Annotated in this window: 15 protein-coding genes; 2 read left to right on the forward strand and 13 right to left on the reverse strand. The window is 74.2% G+C overall.

The genetic code is table 11. From position 1 onward, the window contains the following. Positions 1-76: 76 nt before the first annotated feature. From AC067A_RS29410 to AC067A_RS29430, 5 genes are all read right to left on the reverse strand, one after another. A complete protein-coding gene (locus AC067A_RS29410) occupies positions 77-643 on the reverse strand; it encodes a helix-turn-helix domain-containing protein (protein ID WP_479245528.1) in 567 nt (188 codons plus the stop codon). Positions 644-966: 323 nt separating this feature from the next. Next, positions 967-3495 (reverse strand): polynucleotide kinase-phosphatase, encoded by a 2529-nt coding sequence (locus tag AC067A_RS29415; RefSeq protein ID WP_479245530.1) that lies wholly within the window; start codon positions 3493-3495, stop codon positions 967-969. Next, positions 3492-5108 (reverse strand): 3' terminal RNA ribose 2'-O-methyltransferase Hen1, encoded by a 1617-nt coding sequence (locus tag AC067A_RS29420; RefSeq protein ID WP_479245531.1) that lies wholly within the window; start codon positions 5106-5108, stop codon positions 3492-3494. The genes AC067A_RS29415 and AC067A_RS29420 overlap by 4 nt, the downstream gene beginning before the upstream one ends. 315 nt (positions 5109-5423) lie before the next feature. Continuing rightward, the gene (mmuM, locus tag AC067A_RS29425) at positions 5424-6350 is read right to left on the reverse strand and encodes a homocysteine S-methyltransferase (protein WP_479245532.1); all 927 of its coding nucleotides are present in this window, start codon (positions 6348-6350) and stop codon (positions 5424-5426) included. Between the two features lie 15 nt (positions 6351-6365). Beyond that, the gene (locus tag AC067A_RS29430; protein ID WP_479245534.1) at positions 6366-7289 is read right to left on the reverse strand and encodes an LLM class F420-dependent oxidoreductase; all 924 of its coding nucleotides are present in this window, start codon (positions 7287-7289) and stop codon (positions 6366-6368) included. A 249-nt stretch (positions 7290-7538) separates the two neighbouring features. Here AC067A_RS29430 and AC067A_RS29435 point away from each other — a divergent pair, with 249 nt between their 5' ends. Continuing rightward, positions 7539-7955 (forward strand): hypothetical protein, encoded by a 417-nt coding sequence (locus tag AC067A_RS29435; RefSeq protein WP_479245645.1) that lies wholly within the window; start codon positions 7539-7541, stop codon positions 7953-7955. A gap of 47 nt (positions 7956-8002) precedes the next feature. Here AC067A_RS29435 and AC067A_RS29440 read toward each other — a convergent pair whose 3' ends face one another. The 8 genes from AC067A_RS29440 to AC067A_RS29475 all read right to left on the reverse strand — a co-directional run bounded on the left by AC067A_RS29440 (position 8003) and on the right by AC067A_RS29475 (position 15392). Then, complete coding sequence (locus AC067A_RS29440) at positions 8003-8488, reverse strand: DUF6099 family protein (protein WP_479245536.1); 486 nt, start codon at positions 8486-8488, stop codon at positions 8003-8005. 126 nt (positions 8489-8614) lie between these two features. Further along, entirely contained in the window at positions 8615-8980 is a 366-nt protein-coding gene (locus AC067A_RS29445; protein ID WP_479245537.1) for a nucleotide pyrophosphohydrolase, read from the reverse strand. Beyond that, positions 8977-10254, reverse strand: coding sequence for an AAA family ATPase (locus tag AC067A_RS29450; protein WP_479245538.1), 1278 nt, complete (start codon positions 10252-10254; stop codon positions 8977-8979). The genes AC067A_RS29445 and AC067A_RS29450 overlap by 4 nt, the downstream gene beginning before the upstream one ends. A gap of 55 nt (positions 10255-10309) precedes the next feature. Further along, a complete protein-coding gene (locus AC067A_RS29455) occupies positions 10310-10741 on the reverse strand; it encodes a cell division protein SepF (protein ID WP_017237889.1) in 432 nt (143 codons plus the stop codon). Between the two features lie 270 nt (positions 10742-11011). Continuing rightward, positions 11012-12235 carry an aminotransferase-like domain-containing protein gene (locus AC067A_RS29460; protein WP_479245539.1) on the reverse strand — a complete coding sequence of 408 codons (1224 nt, stop codon included), beginning with the start codon at positions 12233-12235 and terminating at the stop codon, positions 11012-11014. 189 nt (positions 12236-12424) lie between these two features. Next, the gene (locus tag AC067A_RS29465; protein ID WP_479245540.1) at positions 12425-13120 is read right to left on the reverse strand and encodes a GntR family transcriptional regulator; all 696 of its coding nucleotides are present in this window, start codon (positions 13118-13120) and stop codon (positions 12425-12427) included. Positions 13121-13181: 61 nt separating this feature from the next. Then, positions 13182-14186, reverse strand: a complete 1005-nt coding sequence (locus AC067A_RS29470) for a proline racemase family protein (RefSeq protein ID WP_479245541.1) — start codon at positions 14184-14186, stop codon at positions 13182-13184. 291 nt (positions 14187-14477) lie between these two features. After that, a complete protein-coding gene (locus AC067A_RS29475; protein WP_479245543.1) occupies positions 14478-15392 on the reverse strand; it encodes a dihydrodipicolinate synthase family protein in 915 nt (304 codons plus the stop codon). 141 nt (positions 15393-15533) lie between these two features. Between AC067A_RS29475 and AC067A_RS29480 the strand changes: the two genes are divergently transcribed. Further along, on the forward strand, positions 15534-16793 hold the full coding sequence (locus tag AC067A_RS29480; protein ID WP_479245637.1) for an SLC13 family permease: 1260 nt from the start codon (positions 15534-15536) through the stop codon (positions 16791-16793). The last annotated feature ends 23 nt before the right edge of the window (positions 16794-16816 follow it).

A 16816-nucleotide genomic window follows, 5' to 3' on the forward strand; every position in this document is an offset into this window, starting at 1 on the left:
CGCTCGGTGCCGTTCGGTTCCTCGTCGGTGGCCCGTGTCCGGACTGGTCGCCTTCCGCGGCCGGCGATGTGGCCGTTCACCCATCCGGCGGAGATTCGTCCGCCCGTTCCGCACCGGGGCGCGCACGCCCCTCGGCGAGCAGCACCGGGACCCGCGTGTCGATGACGACGGCGGTGCGGTTCGCGGTGCGGACGACGTCCTGCTCCCGCAGCAGGCGCAGGGCCTTGGCCACCGCCTTCCGGATGGCTCCGGTGGTCGCGGCCAGGTCGTGCCGGGGCAGCGGGAGTTCGAGCACCGTGCCGGCGTCGGCGCGCCGGCCCGCGCGCTCGGGCGGTTCGACGAGCCGGGCCGCGAGGTGCTGGAGGACGGTCCCGGAGGCGAGCGACCGGCGTTCGACGTCGGCGCTGCGGAGCCGGGTGGCGAGCCGGCACATGATCGGCGAGGTGGTGTGCGGCCGGGCGGCGGGGAAGCGCCGGAACCGGTCGCCGGAGAGCAGCGCGAGGACGTGGGCGCTGGTGTCGCGTTCGCGGATCACCACCTCCCCGGGGCCGTGGACGCGCCGGGCGCCTGCGGCGAGCAGGGTCCGCCGGTCGGCCGCGGGCGGAGCGTGGAGGAAGGAGCGGTCCTGGCCGAAGAGACTCATGACCCACTCACCCCCGTACCGTCCGCGTGACCTTCCGGGGAAGACCACTCGCCGGTGGTCGACCGGCTTCTTTCGTGCACTTGTTCCCACCCCATGTGGCCATCTCGGTAACAGAGTTGACGCCCTGTCACATGATGGGGTGAAGAACGCTAAAGGGTGCGGAAGAAACGCGTCAACGAGCACGAGGGGCGCAGGGGAGCGCCGTCCCCGGCACCCCTGCGCCCCCCGTCGGCGGCCGAGCGGCGGCTTCGCTGAACCCTCGTGAAGGCTTCGCGAAGCCGCCCCGGAACCTTCTCCTCGGCCCGCCCGTCGCGGCGGCCGCGTCAGAGCCTCGGGTCGACCGGCTCCGATTCGAGCGCGAGGACCGCGAAGACGGCCTCGTGGACCCGCCAGAGCGGCTCACCGCCCGCGAGCCGGTCGAGCGCCTCCAGGCCGAGGGCGTACTCGCGCAGCGCCAGCGACCGCTTGTGACCGAGGAAGCGCTGGCGCAGCCGCTCCAGGTTCTCCGGCCGGGTGTACTCGGGGCCGTAGATGATCCGCAGGTACTCCCGGCCGCGCACCTTGACGCCCGGCTGGCCGAGCCGGCCCTTGGGGTCGCGGACGAGCGCCGCGAGCGGCTTCACGACCATGCCCTCGCCGCCGGCGGCCGTCAGCTCCAGCCACCAGTCGGTGCCGGCCCGGACCGAGACCTCGTCGCCGGTGTCGACGACGAGCCTGCGGGTGACCTGGAGAAGCCCCGTCGGATCGTGCTCCACGAGCCGGTCGATCCAGGCGAGCTGCTCGTCGTGCGGGACGGCGGCCAGCGAACGGCCGCGCCCCGCCAGGAGCTGGAAGGGCGCGAAGCGCACCCCGTCCAGGCCCTCGGTCGGCCAGCAGTACCTGCGGTACGCCTCCGTGAACGCCGCCGCGTCCACGGCCCGCTCCCGCTGCCGGGCGAGCAGCCCGTCGATCCCGTCGACCCCGCGTCCCACCGCCCGCTCCAGGGCGCCGATCGCCCCCGGGAGGGCGGCGCCGGACGCCGCGCCGACCGCCGCGTACTGCGCGCGCAGCAGCCCGGCCGACTTGAGCGACCACGGCATCAGCTCGCCGTCGAGCAGCAGCCAGTCCGTGTCGAGCTCGTCCCACAGCCCGGCGGCGCCGATCGCGGTCCGCAGCCGGCCGAGCACCTCCTCGGTGACGGCGGCGTCGTCGAAGAAGGGCCGTCCGGTACGGGTGTGCAGCGCGCCGGTCACCCCGGTGACGCCGAAGCGCTCCCGGGCCGCCTCCTCGTCGCGGCAGACCAGGGCCACGGCCCGGGAGCCCATGTGCTTCTCCTCGCACACGACCCGCTCGACGCCGTCCGCCCGGTACTGGGCGAAGGCCTCGGCCGGGTGCTCCAGGTACCCGTCGGTGCGCGAGGTGGCGGTCGGCGCCATCGTCGGCGGCAGGTAGGCGAGCAGCCGCGGGTCGACCGCGAAACGGCTCATGACCTCCAGGGCCGCCGCCGCGTTCTCCTCCCGTACGGCCACGTTGCCGAGGTGCCGGGTCTCCACGATCCGCCGGCCGTGCACGTCGGCCAGGTCCAGGGGGCGCCCCTGGTGGCCGCCGGGCGCGTCGGTGGCGAGCGGCCGGGCCGGCTCGTACCAGACGCGCTCGGCCGGTACGTCGACGAGCTCGCGCTCCGGCCAGCGCAGCGCGGTCATCTTCCCGCCGAAGACGGCCCCGGTGTCGAGGCAGATCGTGTTGTTGACCCAGGAGGTGTTCGGCACGGGCGTGTGCCCGTACACGACCGCGGCGCGGCCCCGGTAGTCCTCCGCCCACGGGTAGCGCACGGGCAGCCCGAACTCGTCGGTCTCCCCGGTGGTGTCCCCGTACAGCGCGTGGGAACGGACCCGGCCCGACGTACGGCCGTGGTACTTCTCCGGCAGACCCGCGTGACAGACGACCAGGTCGCCGCCGTCGAGCACGTAGTGGCTGACCAGTCCGTCGATGAACTCCGCGACCTGGGCCCGGAACTCGTCGGTCTCGCCCGCCAGCTGCTCGATGGTCTCGGCCAGTCCGTGCGTCTCCTGGACCTTCCGCCCCTTCAGCCAGCGGCCCAGCTTGTTCTCGTGGTTTCCGGGCACGCACAGCGCGTCGCCCGAGGCGACCATGCCCATCACGCGGCGCAGGACGCCGGGCGAGTCGGGCCCCCGGTCGACGAGGTCGCCGACGAAGACGGCCGTACGCCCTTCGGGGTGGTGGCCGTCGACGTACCCCAGCTTGCCGAGCAGGGTCTCCAGCTCGGAGCGGCAGCCGTGGATGTCGCCGATGACGTCGAAGGGGCCGGTGAGGTGGCGCAGGTCGTTGAAGCGGCGCTCCAGGACGACACCGGCCTCCTCCACCTCCTCCACCGAACGCAGGACGTGGACCTTGCGGAAGCCCTCGCGCTCCAGACCCCGCAGCGAGCGGCGCAGCTCACGCCGGTGGCGCTGGATGACGTGCGCGGGCATGTCCGCCCGGTCGGGGCGCCCGGCGTTCCGGTCGCGGCACACGTCCTCGGGCAGATCGAGGACGATCGCGATCGGCAGCACGTCGTGCGACCTGGCCAGCCGCACCAGCTGGCGCCGGGCCTCCTGCTGCACGTTGGTGGCGTCGACGACGGTCAGCCGCCCCGCCTCCAGGCGCTTGCCCACGATGTAGTGGAGGACGTCGAAGGCGTCCTTGCTCGCGGACTGGTCGTTCTCGTCGTCGGCGACGAGGCCCCGGCAGAAGTCGGACGAGACGACCTCGGTCGGCTTGAAGTGCCGTCGCGCGAACGTGGACTTGCCGGACCCCGTGGCGCCGACGAGCACGACGAGGGAAAGGTCCGTGACGGGCAGCGTGCGGGTCATGCCGTGACCTCCTTCAAGGTCTCGTCGGTGAGGGCGGAGCCGGCCGGGGCGTGCGCCGCCGGGACGGCCCCGGTGCGGGTGGCGACCGGCGCGGCGGCCTCGGTCCGGGTGACGACCGGTGAGGTCGCCTCGGTCCGGGTGACGACCGGCACGGTGGCAACCGGCGGGGCGGCGTCGTCGCGGGTGAAGACGGCCATCTGGGTGGGCGGTCCGACCTCGGGGTCGTCGGGGCCGACGGGGGTGAACCCGACGCCGTACCCGTACTGCCGGGCCACCTCGGCCGCCCAGCTCCGGAACTCCTCGCGGGTCCATTCGAAGCGGTGGTCACCGTGCCGGACGTGCCCGGCCGGGAGCGACTCCCAGCGCACGTTGTACTCGACGTTCGGCGTGGTCACCAGGACCGTGCGCGGCCGCGCCGAACCGAACACCGCGTACTCCAGGGCCGGCAGCCTCGGCAGGTCCAGGTGCTCGATCACCTCGCTGAGCACGGCGGCGTCGTAGCCGGTCAGCCGCTTGTCGGTGTACGCGAGCGAGCCCTGCACCAGCTTCACGCGGGCGGCCTGCCGCTCCCCCATCCGGTCCAGCCGCAGTCGGCGCGCGGCGACGGTCAGGGCCCGGACGGACACGTCGACGCCGACGATCTCGGTGTAGCGGACGTCCTTCAGCAGGGCCTGTACCAACTGCCCCTGCCCGCAGCCCAGGTCGAGCACACGGGTCGCTCCGGCGGCGTCCAGCGCGGCGAGGATCGCCTCGCGGCGCCGCTCGGCGAGCGGCACCGGCCGCTCCTCCGTGTCGGTCGTCTCGTCGACGGCGTTGTCGACCTCCTCGACGTCCATCCCCTCGGCCTCGGCCAGCCGCACCAGCTCGAGCCGCTCCGTCGCCTCACGGGCCAGGCCCCAACGTCGCGAGAGGTACCGGGCGGTGATCAGCCGGCGCTCGGGGTGCCCGGCCAGCCAGCCGTCACCGGCGCGCAGCAGCTTGTCGACCTCGTCCGGCGCGACCCAGTAGTGCTTCGCGTCGTCCAGCACGGGCAACAGCACGTACAGGTGGTTGAGGGCATCCGCGAGCCGCAGCTCGCCCTCCAGGGCCAGGCGCACGTACCGGGAGTCGCCCCACTCGGGGAACTCCGCGTCCAGGACGACCGGTTCGGCCTCGACCGTCTCCCAGCCCAGCGGCTCGAACAGCGCCCGCACCAGACCGGCGCCGCCCCGCGCGGGGAGCGCGGGAACCTCGATGCGCAGCGGCAGCGGCGCGGCCGCCCGCTCGGGCATCGCCTGGCAGACGCCGTGCAGCGCCGACTTGAACACCTTGGCGAGCGCGACGGCGAGCAGCGAGGACGCCGCGTAGGGCCGGTCGTTCACGTACTGCGCGAGCACGGAGTCCGGGGCGCCGCCCCGGCCCTTGCCCTTGCCGCGGCGCACCAGCGCCACGGGGTCCACCTCCAGGAGAAGTGCAGCCGTGCACCGCTCGGCGCTCGCCTCGGGGTAGAGGACGTGCGCGGTGCCGTGCGAGGTCGAGAACGCCTGCGCCCGCTCGGGATGCTTGTGCAGCAGAAAGCCGAGATCGGTCGCGGGTCGCTCCTGGTTGCCGGTCGTACTGATCGTCAGGAACACACTTCCGAGTATGGTTCGCCCGTCCCCCCGCCGACCAGGCATTTTCCGTGCCCGCCCCACGGCTCCCCGCGGCTCCCTCTCCACCCGCCCCCTCCCCCCGCCCCCTCCCCGACCCCTGCCGCCCCGGACCTCCCGCCACCCCCGGCACCCCCGGCCACAACGCAGCCCCCGGCCAGCCCACAACCCCTGGCCAGCCCGCAACCCCTGGCCAGCCCGCAACCCCTGGCCAGCCCGCAACCCCTGGCCATCCCCGACTCTCCCGACACCCCGGCGCCCCGGCGCCCCGGCGCCCCGGCGCCCCGGCACCCCAGTGCTTCAGGAACTGCCCGCGTCCCCGGCTTCCCCCGACAGCGTCGCCGCGAGGGCCTCGATCGTGGACGGGCCCACCCGGCAGCAGCCGCCGATGAGGCGGGCGCCGGCCGCGGCCCAGGCGGCGGAGGCGGCCGGGTCGAAGGCGAGGTCGCCCCGCCAGCCGCGCGCCCGGGCGTCCCAGCGCTCGCCGCTGTTGGGGTAGACCACGGCCGGCCCTCCGGTCACGTCCGCGGCGAGCGCCACGGCGTCACCCGCCCCGGCCGGGTCGCAGCAGTTCACCCCGACGGCCACGACCTGGTCGTTGCCGGCGGCGACCGCGAAGGCCTCCGCCAGCTCCTGCCCGGCCCGGGTGCGGCCGCCGTCGACCGTGTACGAGAGCCACACCGGCAGCCCGCACCCCTCGGCCGCCCTCAGCAGGGCCTCCGCCTCGTCCACGTCCGGGACGGTCTCGAGCGCCAGCACGTCGGGGCCCGCCGCCGCGAGGGCCTCGATCCTCGGCCGGTGGAAGGCCGCCAGCTCCCGCACGGACAGCCCGTACCGCCCCCGGTACTCGCTCCCGTCCGCGAGCATCGCGCCGTAGGGCCCGACGGACGCGGCGACCCAGACCTCCTCCCCGACCCGCTCCGCCGCGGCCCGCGCGAGCTCCACGCTCCGGGCCATCAGGGCCGCCGCCGCCTCGCGGCCCACGCCCCGCCGGGCGAAGCCCTCGAAGGTGGCCTGGTAGCTCGACGTGATGAGCACCCGGGCCCCGGCCCGTACGTACGCCGCGTGAGCGGCCTCGATCTGCTCGGGGCCGTCGGCGAGGAGCCGAGCGGACCAGAGCGCGTCCGAGAGGTCGCAGCCCTGCGCCTCCAGCTGGTTGGACAGGCCGCCGTCGAGGACGGCCGTCCCCGCTCGGAGGGCCTCGGCGAGCGTGCGGAGCGGCTTCATCGGATCGCCCGCCCCTCAGCCCAGCTGCGCCTGGACCTGCGCGGAGATCAGCTCCAGGTGGTCCAGGTCGTCCAGGTCCAGGACCTGGAGGTAGACCCGCGAGGAGCCGACCGCCGCGTAGCGGCCGAGCTTGTCGACGACCTCGGCGGGCGAGCCCGCCAGACCGTTCGCCTTGAGCTCGTCCACGTCACGGCCGATCGCGGCGGCGCGACGGGCCACCTCGGCGTCGTCCTTGCCGACGCAGACGACCAGCGCGTTGGAGTACACCAGGTCGTCCGCCGCCCGCCCGGCCGCCTCCGCGGCGGCCCGGACCCGGCCGAACTGCAGCTCGGTCTCCGCCAGGGAGGCGAACGGGATGTTGAACTCGTCCGCGTACCGCGCGGCCAGCCGTGGTGTGCGGCTCGCGCCGTGCCCGCCGATCAGCACCGGGATCCTGTCCTGGACGGGCTTGGGCAGGGCGGGAGAGTCGGTGAGCCGGTAGAACTCTCCTTCGTGGCTGAAGGTCTTGCCGACCTCGGTCGCCCACAGGCCGGTGACGATCGCCAGCTGCTCCTCGAGGCGGCCGAACTTCTCCTTCGGGAACGGAATGCCGTACGCCGTGTGCTCCTCCTCGAACCAGCCCGCCCCGAGGCCGAGTTCGATCCGGCCGCCCGACATCCGGTCGACCTGGGCGACCTGGATGGCGAGGACCCCGGGAAGCCGGAACGTGCCGGCCGTCATCAGCGTGCCGAGCCTGATCCGCCGCGTCTCCCGGGCCAGGCCCGCCAGGGTGATCCAGGCGTCCGTCGGCCCCGGCAGACCGTCGCCGGACCCCATGCTGAGGTAGTGGTCGGAGCGGAAGAAGGCGTCGAAGCCGAGGTCCTCGGTGGCCCGGGCCACGCGGAGGAGGGTGTCGTAGTCGGCGCCCTGCTGGGGTTCGGTGAAGATGCGGAGATCCATACCTCCATCCTGCACCTTCGGGTGCGTGTCAACCTGTCCGTCAGCCCGTCGTCCGCTCCGGCACGGCCGGGTGAATATCCGGTCCCCGGGCGGGCCGCGTCCGCCCTGGCCAGTGACCGGGGCCGGGCGCCCGTCGTTGGCTCGGGCGGAGCCGGACCGCCCGGCCCTCGTGCCGGCGGCCGCTGCCGGTGCGTCGCTCTCTCTCGTGGCCCCGTCCTCGGCGGTGGGGTCCGGGTCGAGGAGGCCGCCATGTCCCAGGAAGCCGCGCCGGAGCGGGCCGTTCCCGAGCAGCCGGAACCGCAGTCCGTACCCGAGCAGAAGGCCCCCGGCGCCCCCAAGGGCCTGCTCCAGCAGATGGAGGAGCTCATGGCGGCCCTCTCCGCCGACCTCTCCCAGCTGGACGCCGACCTCCAGTCCTCCGCCGACCGCCACGAGCCCGATCAGCACGGCCACGACGACCGGCCCCACCGCTCGGGCCAGTCCGCCCGGACCGACCAGCACGCCCTGACCGACCGGTCCGCCCGGACCGACCAGCACATCCTGAGCGACCAACACCTCCTGAGCGACCAGCACGGCCACGACGACCGGACCCACCAGGCCGGCCGCCACGGATCCCAGGACCAGGGCGGCACCGACCGGCCCGGTGACGGCCCGTCGTTCCGCTAGCCACCGCGCCGCTTCCGCGCCGCCCCCGGCCGCTCGCCGGACGCCGTTCACGTCGGGCCCCGTCCGGGGCCCGCGCGACCTCGGGCGGGGTCGGGCGGGCGGGCCCGCTCCCCGTCCCGTACGGCGAGGCGCCGGAGCATCCCGCGCACCCGGTCGCTCGACTCGTCGGCGGCGTCGATGGCCTCGATGCACTGCCAGTAGAGCCCCTCCTCGTCGGTGGCGCAGGCGACCCCGACCAGCGCGATCCCCACTTCCCCGAGTAAGGCCCCCAGCGCGGTCAACGCCCCGCGCGGGTCCGCCACTTCGGTCAGCTGGGCCGCCCGCGGCCCGCCGGCGCCCCACATCGGGTACTCCCCGATCTCGCTCAGCCCCCGTGCGTCGCCCCGCAGTTCCATCGGCCCGCAGAGGGCGAGGTGACTCCCTATCGCCTGGGCGAGCGCCTGGGCCTGCCAGGCCTCCGCCACGATGTGCTGTGCCGTCCCGCTCTCCGCCAGCGCGCGCCGGCCGAGCGTGACGAGTCGCTCCGCGTCCATCAACGCCGCCCCCGTTCGTACGACTTACTGCCCACTCATTCCACTACCCAGAGTGAGGCCGCCTGAGCCTTGTCACCAGGGGAATTCGGAAATCTGTGGACAGGAGGCTCGACGAGGAAAAGCCGATCACTCCGAAGAGTGACGATCTTCGCCGGCATCACCCCGCCGTCGGACGGGAAAGCGGACTTCGTTCCGATCGATCTTGGCCGCGAGCGCCTCCAGGGGATCGACTCCGAGCACCTCGCAGAACTGGAGGAGATAGGCGAGCACATCGGCCACCTCGTCGGCGACGCGGTGTGCCGATTCGGGATCGTCCATCACCCGCTCCGCCTGCTCCGGCGTCAGCCACTGGAAGATCTCCAGGAGTTCGGCCGCTTCGACGCTGAGCGCCGCCACCAGGTTCTTGGGCGTGTGGTACGGCTGCCAGTCGCGGGCGGCCGAGAACTCGGCCAGCCTGCGCTGAAGTCCCGCCACGTCATGGTTGTTCGTCACCCGGTCAGGTCTACCACCGTCACCCCCGATGCCCGTCGGGCCTCCCCCGCCGCTCGTTCCCCGACCGTTCCGGCGACCCGGATGTGTCCGTCGGCGGCGATGCCCACCGCGAGCCGGAGCAGTTCGCCCAGTTGACGGTCGTCGAGTCCGCGGTCCAGGCCGTCGGCGAGCAGCGTGAGGCCCTGCATGGCGTCGGGGACCTCGGCGAGCCGGTCCATGGCCAGCACGCCCGGGCCGGTGAGCAGGGTGAGCGCGAGCGCCAGATAGCGCAGTTCGCCGTCGCCGAGCCGGCCGAGCGGGGTCGCGGGCCGGTCGCCTCGTTCGAGGAACGCCCGTACCGTGCCCTCGGGAAGTTCCTGCACGCCGAGACCGGTGACGGGGCCCGCGCAGCCCGCTCCCGCGACGGCCGCGAGGCGGAGGTGCCGGCGCGGGCAGTCGGTGTGCGTGCGGTGCAGGACCTCGGCGAGGTTGCCGCAGCCGCGGCGGAGGCGCCCCTCGCCCGGGGGCACGGGCGCCCGCATCCGCTCGGGCCGCGGATCGCAGGCGAAGGCCGACATCAGCCCGATGACCACCTGCTCGGCGGCAGCCAGGACCTCCAACTGCCCGGGGGTCTTGCCCGCCACGCGCAGCGGCAGCAGGGCCGTACCGAGCAGGTCGTCGGGGAGCGGGGCGCGGGTGACGGGTGTGGCGCCGGCCGTGTGCCACGCGGCCTGGACGGTGCTGCGGCCCGGGTCGCGCAGGGCGGTGGCCAGCAGGGTGCGGCCCCGGCCGGTGAGCCGTTCGCCGACGATCCGCAGCCGGGGCTCGGCCTGGACGGCGAGGTCCAGGTGGACGGGGCCGGCCGGCCCGTCGACCGTGCAGCCGATCCGGAAGCCGCGCCGGCCCTGGGCGTCGGGCCGGGCCCGCTCGGGGACGCAGTCGGCGGCGTCGGCGAACACCTCGTCGAGCGGGTCGCCCGCACCGAGCCTGGCCAGTGCCTCGTACGCCCGCAGCGCGGTCGACTTCCCGCTGCCGCTGGGGCCGGTGAAGAGGGTGACCGGCCCGAGCGCGTGCGCGGCTCCGCGGTGGCCGGCGAACGCCGAGAGGCGCAGCTCGGTGACCGCCGGCCGGGCGGCGATCCGCCCGGCCCCGGACGCGCCGGCCCCGGAGGTACGGGGCCCCGGCGTACGGGGGCCGGGCGTGCGTGCCGGCGAGGGCTCGTCACCCGCGGGGGCGAGGTCGGTGGGGCGTGCGTCTGGCGTGCGGGCGAGCGTGGAGCCGCCGGTGAGGTCCATGCCCGGACCGTACGCAGACCGTTCCCTGACGAACCGTTACGGCGAGATGACCTTCCTACGATCGGGGGACGCCGGCGGTCCGGCCGCCCACGACCTCCTCGTCGTCCTCGCCCTCCGCGCCCTCGACCTCCGTGCCCGCCGGGGCGAGGAGGAAGACGTTGCGGTCGACGCGGTGCATCCCGCTGCCGAGGCCGAAGACGACACCGCTGCTGAAGTCGAGGATCCGCTTGGCGACCTCGGTGTCGGCGCTCGTCAGATCGAGGAGCACCGGGATCTGGGCGATGAGGTACTCGGCGACCTCGCGGGCGTCGGCGAACACCTGCACCCGGAGCACCACCATGCGGCGCTGTTCGGCGGACTCGTACTGCTCGGGGATCGTGCGGTGATCGACCCTGGACGGCCATTCGTCACGTCCGCGCAGGGGCACGACCTGCGCCAGGCCCTCCCACTGCTCGTCGGTGACGTCGTACCTCTCGTACCTACTCATGGACACATCCTCCCGCCCCTCACCCGTTCGGCCCAACAACGACACGAGGTCGTGACCGGGCCGTGGCCTGCGCCGACCGGAAGTCACCCGGTCGGCCCACGCCGCGAGGAGCGCGGAACGCCACCGACGAGTCCTGTGGAGGCGGCCCCCTCGGACTCCCCGCGGGGAGTCCGAGGACTCCCCGCGAAGCCGCGCGCCGATCCCCGGCGGACGCCCCCTCGCCGACGTTCCGGATCGTCAACCCGGGGCGTCAACCGCCGGGATCGCCCCTCAGACGAAGCTCTTGGCCAGCCGGCGCAGGCCGTCCCTGATCTCGTCCGCCGAGTGGGTCGTGAACGACAGGCGCATCGAGCCCGGATCCGGCTCGCCGCAGAAGAACGGCGCACCCGGCACGTACGCCACCTCGTGGCCGATCGCGGTCTTCAGGAGGGCGGTGGCGTCGTATCCCTCGGGCAGGGTCACCCAGACGAACATGCCGCCCTCGGGGCGGTTCCATCGGGCGCCCTCGGGCAGCGCGGCCGGGAGGCCTTCGAGCATGGCGTCGCGGCGCTCACGGTAGGCGTCCCGCATCACGGCGACGTGCGCGTCGAGGTCGCTGTCGCGCAGATAGCGGGCGGCGGCGGCCTGGTCGACGGTCGAGGTGTGCAGGTCGGCGGCCTGCTTGGCGATCACGCAGGTGCGGCGGAGCCCGGCGGGGGCGCGGAGGTAGCCGAGCCGGAGGCCGGGGGCCATGACCTTGGAGAAGGAGCCGAGGAGGACGGTGCGGTCGGCGGCCGCGGGGTCGGAGACGATCCACGGGACGCGCTCGCCGTCGTACCGCAGTTCGCCGTACGGGTCGTCCTCGACGATCCAGAACCCGTGCCGCGCGGCGGCCTCGGCCACGGCGGCGCGGCGCTCGGCGGGCAGGGTGCGGCCCGTCGGGTTCTGGAAGGTCGGGATGACGTAGAGGAGGGTGGGCTTCTCGCGGGCCGCGATCTCGTCCAGGGCGGCCGGCACGATGCCCTGGTCGTCGGTGGGCACGGGGACGACCCGGGCGCCGGCGAAGCCGAAGGTCTGCAGGGCCGCGAGGTAGCAGGGGTCCTCGACGAGCACGACGGCGCCCGGCTCGACGAGGGCGGCGGTGAGGAGCGTGAGGGCCTGCTGCGAGCCGGTGGTGACGAGCAGGTCGTCGGCGTCGGTGGCCAGTCCCCGCGCGGTGAGCCGGGCGGCGACGGCCGTCCGCAGCTCGGGGTCGCCCTCGGTCGTCGAGTACTGGAGCGCCTGCCGCGGGTTCTCCGCGAGGACCCTGTCGTACGCGGCCCTGATCCCCGCGACGTCGAACAGTTCGGGGGCGGGCAGGCCACCGGCGAAGGAGATCACCTCCGGCCGCGCGGTGAGCGCGAGGATCTCCCGTACCGGCGAGGACCCGACGGAGGCGAGCCGGCCTGCGGTCGCGGGAGGGGGCACGGAGACGGCGCCGGCGGCGTTCGCGGGCGTCGGGGCGGCAGGATACATGGCCATAGCATATAGTTCTGCCCGAAGCTGTCCAGAGCCTCGACTGGCCTGATTTCAAGCCGAGTTGACGACCACGCCCCCGCGCCGGGGCGGCCTGGGGGCTGCCCGGAAAGCAGCGCCGTCCGCCCCGAGCGGCCGAGGCCGGTCGCGCCGGGCGGTCCGGACCCGGCGGGAATCGTCAGACAGGCCCTAGCCGGCGGCCTTCCTGCCGACCGGTTCGTCGCGGGCGTCGGCCCAGAGCGAGCGCACGTGGCCGAGGTGACGGCGCATGCAGGCCTCGACGGCGGGTACGTCACCGGCGAGCATCAGGTCCAGGAGTTCGAGGTGCTCCTCGGCGGAGGAGACCAGCTTGCCCGCCTCGTCCAGGCCGGTCAGGCCGTACAGGCGGGAGCGCTTGCGCAGGTCGCCGACGGTCTCGACGAGGCGCTCGTTGCCGGAGAGGGCGAGCAGCGCGAGGTGGAAGCGGCGGTCCGCCTCCAGATAGCCGATCAGGTCGTGCCGCCGGGCGCAGGAGACGATCTCCTCGGCGATCGGACGGAGCGCTTCCAGCTGCTCCCGCTCGGCCGTCTCCGCGATGCGGCCGACCGTGGGGACCTCGATGAGGGTGCGCAGTTCGGTGTACTGGTCGAGGTCCCGCTCGCTGACCTCGGTGATCCGGAACCCCTTGTTGCGCACGGGCTCGACGAGGCCCTCCCGGGCCAGGTCGAGCATCGCCTCGCGGACCGGGGTCGCGGAGACGCCGAGGTCGGCCGCGAGCCCGGGGGCCGAATAGACCTGGCCGGGGCGCAGTTCGCCGGCGATCAGGGCGGCGCGGAGGGCGTGCCCGACCTGGTCGCGCAGTCGTTCCTGCGCCCTGACGAGACCGTACTGTTTCAGGTCACCCATCGTGCGTCCTCCGAGAAGTCACGGAGGAGCATCGTACAATGTCACGTTTCCCCGGCCGGGGTCAGAGCAGGAACCCCGCCGGGAAGGGGTCGCGCGGGTCGAGGTGGTACTGGGCGGTGCCGGTGATCCAGGCGCGGCCGGTGACGGTGGGGATGACGGCGGGCAGGCCGCCGACGTCGGTGTGGCCGGTGATGCGGCCGGTGAACTCGGTGCCGATGAAGGACTCGTTGACGAAGTCGGTGTGGGGGGCGAGGAGGCCGCGGGCATGGAGTTGGGCCATGCGGGCGCTGGTGCCGGTGCCGCAGGGCGAGCGGTCGAACCAGCCGGGGTGGATGGCCATCGCGTGGCGGGAGCGGGTGGCGTCGGAGCCGGGGGCGGCGAGGTAGACGTGTTTGAGTCCGGCGATCTCGGGGCGGGTGGGGTGGACGGGCCGGTCGGGTGAGGCGTTGATCGCGTCCATGATGGCCAGGCCGGCGGCGAGGAGGTCGTCCTTCCGGGCGCGGTCGAAGGGCAGGCCGAGGGCGTCGAGGTCGACGAAGGCGTAGAAGTTGCCGCCGTAGGCCAGGTCGTAGGTGACGGTCCCGTGGCCGGGGACGTCGGCCTTGAGGTCGAGGCCGACGCTGAAGGCGGGCACGTTGGTGAAGGTGACCGCCGTGGCGGCGCCGTCCTCGACGTGGACGTCGACGCTGACGAGGCCGGCGGGGGTGTCCAGGCGGACGGTGGTGACGGGTTCGGTCACCGGGACCATGCCCGTCTCGACCAGGACGGTCGCGACGCCGATGGTGCCGTGGCCGCACATCGGCAGCAGTCCGGAGACCTCGATGTACAGCACGCCGTAGTCGGCGTCGGGGCGGGTGGGCGGCTGGAGTATCGCGCCGCTCATCGCCGCGTGGCCGCGGGGCTCGTACATCAGCAGGGTCCGCAGGTGGTCCAGGTGCTCGATGAAGTGCAGCCGGCGCTCGGCCATGGTGGCCCCGGGGATGACCCCGACACCACCGGTGATCACACGCGTGGGCATGCCCTCGGTGTGTGAGTCGACGGCGTGGAAGACATGACGCGTACGCATGGGGTCGTCCCCTTCGGGCGAACGGTGGGTGGACGGGTGATGGACGGGCTGATGGTCGGGCTGGTCGACAGGCCGCTGGATGGGCGGCCGGACGGACTGCCGGACGGACTGCCGAACGGAGACGGGCGGGTGCGGACGTACGGGCCGGTGGCCGGCGGTCGGTGCGGTCGGCGATCGGTGCGGTCGGCGATCGGTGCGGTCGGCGATCGGTGCGGGGGGGGCGCCCGGTGCGGCCGGTGCGGGGGCGTCCGGCCCCGGCGTGCGGGCGATGCGTCCGCCCCGCGTCGGCCCCTACGCGTGCCCCTCCGCGATCGCCTTCTCGGTGGCCGCGCGGACGATCGCCTCCTGCTCCGGCGTGAGGGGGTGGCGGGGCGGGCGGGTCGGGCCGCCGTGGCGGCCGACGAGGTCCATGGAGAGCTTGATGGCCTGGACGAACTCCGTCTTGGAGTCCCAGCGCAGCAGGGAGTGCAGGGACTTGTACAGCGGCGCGGCGGTGGCGAGGTCGCCGGCGACGGCGGCGCGGTACAGCTCGGCGCAGCTGCGCGGGAGGGCGTTGGGGTAGCCGGCGATCCAGCCGACGGCGCCGGCCAGGGCCAGTTCCAGAAGGACGTCGTCCGCACCGATCAGCAGGTCGAGCTCGGGGGCGAGTTCGGCGATCTCGTAGGCCCGGCGGACGTCGCCGCTGAACTCCTTGACGGCGACGATGCTGCCGTCGGCGTACAGGTCCGCCAGGAGCGCGGGCGTGAGGTCGACCTTGGTGTCGATCGGGTTGTTGTACGCGACGATCGGGATCCCGGCCCCGGCGACCTCGGCGTAGTGCGCGCGTACCGCCGGCTCGTCGGCGCGGTAGGCGTTGGGCGGCAGCAGGAGGACCGATCCGGCGCCGGCCTCGGCGGCCTGCTCGGCCCAGCGCCGCGACTCCGCACTGCCGTAGGCGGCGACACCCGGCATGACCCGCGCCCCGTCACCCGCCGCCGCGACGGCCGTCCGCACGACCTGGGCGCGCTCCTCGTCGGTGAGGGTCTGGTACTCGCCCAGCGAGCCGTTCGGGACGACCCCGTCACAGCCGTTGGCGATCAGCCAGGCCACGTGCTCGGCGTAGGCGTCGTAGTCGACGGAGCCGTCGCCGCGCAGGGGGAGGGCGGTGGCGACCATGATCCCGTGCCAGGGGTGGGCGCGGGTCACGGAGGCTTGCTCGTGGGCCATGAATGGACTCCCTTGTATGGTGTGTGACATTTTATTGATGAACGCGGAGGCCACAAGGGGTCCGGGAGCACTCCCTTCTGACACGGGGTCAGCCCCGGCCGCGCGGGCACCCCCGAAGTTCCGGCGCCGCGACCGACCTGGATCATCGAACGCATGCTCGTCGCGTCCGTGTCCGTACTCGCCCTGGTCGTGGTGCTGGTCTGCGCCGTCGTCCGCCCCTTCCGCCTGCCCGAGGCGGCGTTCGCGGTGCCCGCCGCCGGGGCCGTCCTTGCCGTGGGCGCGGTCACGCCCGCGGCGGTACGCGAGGAGGCGGAGCGCCTCGGACCGGTGATCGGCTTCCTGGCGGCGGTGCTCGTCCTCGCCAGGCTCTGCGACGACGAAGGGCTCTTCCGCGCATGCGGCGCATGGATGGCGCGCCGGGCACGCAGCCGTCCCCGGCGGCTGCTCGGGGCCGTCTTCGCACTCGCCTCGCTGATCACCGCCGTGCTGAGCCTGGACGCGACCGTCGTCCTGCTGACCCCGGTGGTCTTCGCGACCACCGCCCGGATGGGAGCCCGCCCCGGGCCTCATGTGTACGCGAGCGCGCACCTGTCCAACACGGCCTCGCTGCTGCTGCCGGTCTCGAACCTGACCAACCTGCTCGCCTTCACGGCCGCCGGTGTCGGCTTCACCCGGTTCGCGCTGCTGATGCTGCTCCCCTGGCTCGCGGCCATCGCGGTCGAGTACGTCGTCTTCCGGCGCTTCTTCGCCCGCGACCTCGCCGCGCCCACCGCTCCGGCCGGCCCTTCGGCGCCCGCCCCGTTCCCCCTCTTCGCGCTGTGCACCGTGGCAGGGACGCTCGCCGGATTCGGCGCGGCGTCGGCCACCGGCCTGGACCCCGCGTGGGCGGCGGCCGCGGGAGCCGCCGTCCTGGCCGTACACGCCCTGGCCCACCGCCGTACGACCGCTCGCGCGCTCGTCCGCTCGGCGTCGCTGCCGTTCCTCGCGTTCGTCCTGGGGCTCGGCGTCGTCGTCCGGGCGGTCGTCGACAACGGCCTCGGCTCGGCTCTCGCCCACGTCCTGCCCGACGGCACCTCGCTGCCCGCCCTGCTCGGCACGGCCGTGCTCGCCGCGTTCCTCGCCAACCTGATCAACAACCTGCCCGCCACCCTGGCCCTGGTCCCCCTGGCGGCGGCCTCCGGTCCTGGCCCGGTGCTCGCGGTGCTGCTCGGCGTGAACATCGGCCCCAACCTCACCTATGCCGGTTCCCTCGCCACCCTCCTCTGGCGCCGCGTCGCCCACGATCACGGACACCCCGTGTCCCTCGGCGAGTTCACCCGCCTCGGCCTCCTGACCGTCCCCGCCGCCCTGCTCGCCTCGACCGTCGCCCTGTGGGCCTCACTGCTGCTCATGGGGGTGTGAACGGGGGCCGTTGCGGGGTCCCC

This window comes from Streptomyces sp. NPDC043176 (genome assembly GCF_056436715.1).

What these genes read in the sequence shown, in the direction of transcription:
- AC067A_RS29410 (WP_479245528.1), bottom strand. Translation starts at nt 643, where the DNA reads ATGAGTCTCTTCGGCCAGGACCGCTCCTTCCTCCACGCTCCGCCCGCG.
- AC067A_RS29415 (WP_479245530.1), bottom strand. Translation starts at nt 3,495, where the DNA reads ATGACCCGCACGCTGCCCGTCACGGACCTTTCCCTCGTCGTGCTCGTC.
- mmuM (WP_479245532.1), bottom strand. Translation starts at nt 6,350, where the DNA reads ATGAAGCCGCTCCGCACGCTCGCCGAGGCCCTCCGAGCGGGGACGGCC.
- AC067A_RS29430 (WP_479245534.1), bottom strand. Translation starts at nt 7,289, where the DNA reads ATGGATCTCCGCATCTTCACCGAACCCCAGCAGGGCGCCGACTACGAC.
- AC067A_RS29435 (WP_479245645.1), top strand. Translation starts at nt 7,539, where the DNA reads ATGTCCCAGGAAGCCGCGCCGGAGCGGGCCGTTCCCGAGCAGCCGGAA.
- AC067A_RS29440 (WP_479245536.1), bottom strand. Translation starts at nt 8,488, where the DNA reads ATGGACGCGGAGCGACTCGTCACGCTCGGCCGGCGCGCGCTGGCGGAG.
- AC067A_RS29450 (WP_479245538.1), bottom strand. Translation starts at nt 10,254, where the DNA reads ATGGACCTCACCGGCGGCTCCACGCTCGCCCGCACGCCAGACGCACGC.
- AC067A_RS29455 (WP_017237889.1), bottom strand. Translation starts at nt 10,741, where the DNA reads ATGAGTAGGTACGAGAGGTACGACGTCACCGACGAGCAGTGGGAGGGC.
- AC067A_RS29460 (WP_479245539.1), bottom strand. Translation starts at nt 12,235, where the DNA reads ATGTATCCTGCCGCCCCGACGCCCGCGAACGCCGCCGGCGCCGTCTCC.
- AC067A_RS29465 (WP_479245540.1), bottom strand. Translation starts at nt 13,120, where the DNA reads ATGGGTGACCTGAAACAGTACGGTCTCGTCAGGGCGCAGGAACGACTG.
- AC067A_RS29470 (WP_479245541.1), bottom strand. Translation starts at nt 14,186, where the DNA reads ATGCGTACGCGTCATGTCTTCCACGCCGTCGACTCACACACCGAGGGC.
- AC067A_RS29475 (WP_479245543.1), bottom strand. Translation starts at nt 15,392, where the DNA reads ATGGCCCACGAGCAAGCCTCCGTGACCCGCGCCCACCCCTGGCACGGG.